General features: G+C 55.9%; 1 pseudogene. It reads right to left on the bottom strand.

From position 1 onward, the window contains the following. Positions 1–109 precede the first annotated feature (109 nt). Positions 110–490, bottom strand: a pseudogene (locus Q4563_RS15905) (urate hydroxylase PuuD); the annotation flags it as partial.

The raw sequence follows: 490 nt of genomic DNA, 5'->3' as shown, positions 1-490 counted from the left end.
GCCCAATGTTGCAAGCCATTGCAGAGACGACAAACAAAGGCACAACAAGGCAACAACGACACCCATGCCGAAGCACAGGTGCCAGTTTGTACCAGACGGATCAAGCCGGTTATTGCTGCTCCAGCCAGCGCCCCAGTACTTCCCGTTCGGCATCGGTCATCCCGCTTTTGTTCATAAACGGCATATCGTGGGTATGCACCGCCCGCGCCAGGATCCGGTCTTTCATGGCCTTGATCTGGTCGAGGTTATCGAACATCACTCCTCCCGGTGATACCTTGAAAATATCATCGCTCGGGTTGGCAGCATGACACGCGGTACAGTGCTGTCCGACAATGCCTAACGCCTGTACGTCGGTGACCGCTGGCCCTCCGGTTCCGGCACTGACACTCTGTTCAGAAGGCTTGCTTACCCAGGCAATGACCATACAGCCAGCCAGGGCCGACACCAGAATCATCGGTTTCACCACACCGTGATGGCGCAGGTTGAAAAA

The sequence above is a fragment of the Gilvimarinus sp. 1_MG-2023 genome, assembly GCF_030548285.1.
This window is presented reverse-complemented; position numbering and strand designations above follow the sequence as displayed.